This window comes from Mycobacterium sp. (assembly GCF_050701675.1).
Lineage (GTDB): Bacteria > Actinomycetota > Actinomycetes > Mycobacteriales > Mycobacteriaceae > Mycobacterium.
Genome location: NZ_JBOGDD010000884.1, coordinates 1 through 4,568, shown reverse-complemented (window position 1 = coordinate 4,568; position 4,568 = coordinate 1). Strand labels below are relative to the sequence as shown.

The window sequence follows — 4,568 nt, the reverse complement described above, 5'->3', positions numbered from 1 at the left end:
GGCCACCAGGGGGCGATGGTGCCGTCGGGCTTGCCCATGACCGTGACCGTCGGGTTGCCGAACCAGCCGTCGATCAACACGGGCCGGGTGGCGCCGAAGATGCTGTCCTGGCGGGAGATTGCGATACGTTCGGGCTCGTTGTTGTCCGACGGCAGCATCGCGGTCGCACCGGACAGATAGTCCTTAGCCGAGAATTGCTCCAGGTCCCCGACGCTGAAGGTGTCGCGACTGCGCAGATTGGTGGTGGACTCGCTGGTTTCCCAGCCACGGGTGCGGCCTTCATAGGTCCGCCTCTGGTCTCCGCCGAGGTACACCGAGGCAGTCACGTAGCTATCGCGGACATCGATCTCCAGCAGCGCGTCGAGCAGATCAGGGGACTCTGCGCGCAGATGGGCGAGCATCTCGTCGTACCACTGCCACAACGGGCGCTCGTCCGGGTCGGTGCTCGTCGCCACCTCCGGCAGCGCTGACGACACACTCGTCGTCAGCGGTTTGAGGTCCCAGAGGTCGCTCGGTGGCAGCAGCATCGTCGCCCACATCGCGGCGACGGCCGTCACCGCGGCAGGCACGCGGGCTCTGATGACCCGATGCTCGGTCATCGGAGCATCGCCGGGCTCGCCGAGTGCCCCGGACGGCAGCTCGCCACGACCATCCTCGACGACTCCGGCCACGTGGGCGCGGGCGAGGTTGGTGCTGGTGTGGAACCGGAACGCGACATCGCCGCGCGGCATGGCCACTCCTGCGATGACGGTCGAGGCGATCGCCAGATTCGGTGCGGACCGGTCGATCAGCTCAACCTTCACCGGCACCGCATCGCCCCCGGCGATGGCGGTCTCCGACCGGACGAACACGCCGCCGATCACCCCGACGCCGATTGCCGCGAGCAGCACTGCGAGCAGGAGAAACCATCCGCCGGAGTAGGCGCCGATCGCGATGCCGCTGCCGATGAATACGCCACCCGCGGCTGCGCGGACCACCGAATTCACCGCTAGCTGACCACCTTTCGATGACCAAAGCGGGCCCGCTGGATTGGCTGCGGAAATTCGGGCATGGGCCAACCATACGCAGCTGCCCTCGTCAAGTGGCAGCACGGTAGTGTTTCCTGTGTGCTTTGGACGGTTGCGGCGGCATGAGTGTCGACGCGCCGTCGGGCCGGGATCTCGCCTTGATCTCCCGCACCGAATACCCCGACATAGCGGTCCGAATCCGCAAGGGCATCTGCACTTCTCTGCTGCTCGCGGCGGTGCCACTGCTACTCATCCTCGTCCTGGCGGGCGTTTCTCCGCTGGTCATCGTGTTCGTGGTCGGTAGCCTGGTCACCAGTTCGTTCATGCTGGGCTTGGTGGGGACGACGTCCCGACACCGGGCGGCCGTACGGCTGGGCTTGGTCGACGGGCAGATCCTCATCGGCACCGAGGACACCGAAGACGTCCTCCGCCCACTCGCCGAACTCACCGACGTCGCGTTGTCGGCCGATCAGTCACCCGATACCTTCATCGCCCCTGAACAGCAGGACCTGAGGGTCGAGGGCGTGCGGTACCTGGAGTTGAGGTTCCGCGACGAGACCATCTACCACGTCGCGCTGCTCGAGACCGATCCCGTGGCGGCTCAGATCATGCAGCGGTTGCAGCGTGCGGTTCCGAAGAAGTCACGTACCGATCGGCAGACGAAGACGGCTGGCCGTCGCGCAGCCGAAACCCGCACGGCGACCACCGAAGCCGGCAAGCACCAGGCGGACCCGCCTGGCGAGCCGCCGCTGGACGCGCCGAGTGCTTCCCCCGCCGCAGATGTCCGGTTGTGGGAGGCTGCCCGAGCCGCTCACCAGCGAGTGTTGTCGGAATACGGTGCCTACGAACTCGATCCGGCGCTGTATCTGCGCTATCCCGGCGTCACCGACATCACCCGCGATCACGTGATGAATTTCCACACTGCGTTGGAGGAGGCGCAGGCGCTCCGCACCGACGCCTATCCAGGAGACGCGGCTTTCGCCGGTCGCTACCGGACGGTTGTCGATACCCTGCGCAGGCAGTGGGCGCGGTGCGAGCGCGACGGCAAGGCGACCGGAACCACTTATCTACCCCACGAAGATCGTGCCGATCTGGATATCGCAGCCAAGCTCTACAAACATGCCCAAGCCACCGACCAGGCCGGCGAGAAGACGTCGTACTTGCTCAAGGTGCAGCAGATCGTCGTCGACCTCGATGGCCGCGGCCGCGTGCACTTGCCTCGACCTGTCGTCGCAGCGATCGAATCCCAGGTACGGCTCGCACTGGAACCGGGCACCTCGACCTAAGTGGACCTACCGGGCATTTCGACGGTCACTTGCCTGCGGGTACGGCAACGGACGCGTGGGTGCCCCTCCCAGCGGCAGATTCGAGGCGAAAGGATCCGTCCACCGCCTCGATGCGAACGATCAGTGATCCGAGCCCAATGTGTCCCTCGGCGACACTTCGGTCGAGTTTCGCCGGATCGAATCCGACGCCATCATCGGTGACGTTGAGGATGATGCGGCCGTCATCCTCGAACAGCGCGATCCGCACTCTCGTCGCCTGAGCGTGCTTGTGCGCGTTCACGAGTAGTTCACGCGTGGCGCGATACAGCAGCGACTGCGACGCAGGCCTGCCAACCTCTTCGAGTTCGGCCTCGATCGTGAACCACCGCTCGAACTGTGGAATCAGTTCGCGCACAGCAGGGGTGAGTCCGAGTTCGGCGAGCACCTGCGGATGCAGTGTCGTGACCGCAGTGCGTAGCCCGGTCGCGGTATCCCGCAGGATGGCATCGACGGTGTCGAGCGCAGGATCCGAAATCCGTTCGAGGACATCCGACAATTCCAGCCGTGCGGCGATGATGTTCTGCAGTGGACCATCATGCAGCTGCTCGGCGAGCTCGCTGGTGTGCCTGTCGTCGGCTTGCATCGACTCCGAGACCAACCTGCGTCGTACGTTCAGCAATGCCGTCACCCGTGCGGCGCGGCGGGTGAGCACGTAACACAGCGCGGTCGTCACGACCGCCAGCCAAAACAGGAACAGGAACTGCACGAACACCACATTCGACAGGCCGACGGCGTCATCCCGCTTGGAATGGATGATCCAGACAACGAGATAGCCGATCGCCGTACCGATTCCGAGCACCGCGGTCAGCGCGGGACGCTCCTGGAACGCCGCTGCGATCGGCAGCAGGAAGAACAGCGGCAGGAAGGCCGCCGTGGCGCCGCCGGACAATACGCTCAACGCCAAAACCGCCAGCACATCGATGGCGATGGATACCCAGCCGGCCCATGGCGGTACCGGACCTCGCATCACGACCACCAGCCAGACCACGGCCGCGGCGGCATACAGGCCGATCACGGTGCCGTAGGCCAGCGGCAACCAGTGCTCGATCTGACCGGCGGAGACCCGCAGAATCATCAGTCCGACCATGGGCAATCGAAGCCATGCCCAGACGCGGATGGGTTCGGTCGCCGCGCCATCGACGATTCGCGCCAGGGACTGAATCACTGCTACTCCAGCAGTCCCTGCCGCATCGCCTGCGCCACGGCTGCGGCGCGATCCCGGACGCCGAGCTTCTCGTAGAGCCGCTGCAGGTGTGTCTTGACTGTGGACGGCGAGAGGTAGAGCTCTTGGGCGACTGCGGGAATGGTCCGGCCAGCGGCGATCAGGCGCAAGACTTCGCGTTCGCGTGGGCTCAACGTCGGCCTGGACGGCTCGGCGTTGCGGCGGACCTCACCGGCCAGGCCCGCGGCGAGGCTCGGCGACAACACTTCCTGGCCGTTCGCGCAGGCGAGCACCGCGTTCACGATCTCGGACTTGGTCGACTCCTTCGGCAAGAATCCCGCCGCCCCCTGCTGTAGGGCGTGGTACACGATCGCCGACTCGATGTGCGCCGAGACGATCAACACCCTTGTCGGTGCATCGTCTTGCAGTAACGCAGCGGCGACCTGCGCACCGTCGAGGCCAGGCATCCGGTAGTCCACCAGCGCGACGTCGGGACGATGTCGCCTGATGGACTCCAACGCGGCCTGGCCGTCTTCGGCCTCGGCCACGACGTCCACCAGACCACTGGAAGTGAGTGCCCGCACCGCCCCTTCACGGAAAATTGGGTGGTCATCGCAGACGACTACGCGCACCTTCTCGATGCCATCGCCACCCGCCACACGGTTGAGCTTCGCATAGCTGCGGGTTCGGTGTCCCACTATCGGATGACACCCGGTTCAACCCTTCAAACGGCCGGAAGTCCGACTGACAGCTCCTGGCCGGCGAGGCACAGTTGTCATGTACCGCAAAGCAGCGGAACGGAACTTCCAAACAACAACTCGCACAGGAGAATTCAATGACCATCAACAACATCCGCCGTATCGCCGGTTACCTGACCATCCCGGTGGTGGCCGCTGGGATTCTCGGCGGAGCCGCCCTCGGCGTCGCCGGTGGAGCAGCCGCACACAGTGAGGCCGCTCAGCCGACCGTTGCCGGAGCTTTGGCTTCGGTGTCCGAGCCCACCGGCACGAAGGCCTCCGTCTCCGAGCCCACCGGCAAGAAGGCCTCCGTCTCCGAGCCCACCGGCAAGAAGGC

The 4,568-nt window shown here is 65.5% G+C and carries 4 protein-coding genes and 1 pseudogene; 2 read left to right on the top strand and 3 right to left on the bottom strand.

The annotated features are described in order from the left end of the window. Positions 1 to 986: hypothetical protein (locus ACRDUX_RS26975; RefSeq protein ID WP_526418274.1), on the bottom strand; the 986-nt coding region annotated here is incomplete at its 3' end. Positions 987 to 1,129: 143 nt separating this feature from the next. Between ACRDUX_RS26975 and ACRDUX_RS26970 the strand changes: the two genes are divergently transcribed. Next, complete coding sequence (locus ACRDUX_RS26970) at positions 1,130 to 2,293, top strand: hypothetical protein (RefSeq protein ID WP_526418273.1); 1,164 nt, start codon at positions 1,130 to 1,132, stop codon at positions 2,291 to 2,293. A 25-nt stretch (positions 2,294 to 2,318) separates the two neighbouring features. On the opposite strand, the gene ACRDUX_RS26965 is transcribed toward ACRDUX_RS26970, so the two are convergent. Both ACRDUX_RS26965 and ACRDUX_RS26960 read right to left on the bottom strand, forming a co-directional pair. After that, positions 2,319 to 3,497, bottom strand: coding sequence for a sensor histidine kinase (locus ACRDUX_RS26965; RefSeq protein WP_526418271.1), 1,179 nt, complete (start codon positions 3,495 to 3,497; stop codon positions 2,319 to 2,321). Between the two features lie 2 nt (positions 3,498 to 3,499). Then, positions 3,500 to 4,192, bottom strand: a complete 693-nt coding sequence (locus ACRDUX_RS26960) for a response regulator transcription factor (RefSeq protein ID WP_526418269.1) — start codon at positions 4,190 to 4,192, stop codon at positions 3,500 to 3,502. 137 nt (positions 4,193 to 4,329) lie between these two features. On the opposite strand from ACRDUX_RS26960, the pseudogene ACRDUX_RS26955 reads away from it, so the two are divergent. After that, a pseudogene (locus ACRDUX_RS26955) lies at positions 4,330 to 4,568 on the top strand (hypothetical protein); the annotation flags it as partial.